The 304-nt window shown below is 47.7% G+C and carries 1 protein-coding gene; it reads right to left on the reverse strand.

What is annotated here, in order from left to right; all coding sequences use genetic code 11:
• Nucleotides 1–43: 43 nt before the first annotated feature.
• Nucleotides 44–304 (reverse strand): NifU family protein (locus MTCD1_RS18860; protein ID WP_200818651.1); only part of this gene is annotated, 261 nt, incomplete at its 5' end.

Below are 304 nucleotides of genomic sequence, written 5' to 3' on the forward strand. Positions count from 1 at the left end.
CTTTACAACCTAGATCCTGGGAACTAAGCCCTAGCAGTCTGCTTTACTGGTACGAATGCGCGCCAGCCTGATGATCGGTAATGTCTTTAACACCTGTTAGTTCACCTGGAAACATCTCGAGCAACTGCTTTTCGATTCCATCCTTCAGGGTCACATCGACCATAGAACAACCGTTACAACCACCTCCGAACTGCAGAATAGCCACACCTTCTTCAGACACTTCCATTAGCATTATGTTGCCGCCATGGCTGGCTAGTTGTGGGTTGATTTCGGACTGAATCACATATTCGATACGCTCGTTGAG

The sequence above is a fragment of the Colwellia marinimaniae genome, from assembly GCF_002207865.1.
GTDB lineage: Bacteria > Pseudomonadota > Gammaproteobacteria > Enterobacterales > Alteromonadaceae > Colwellia > Colwellia marinimaniae.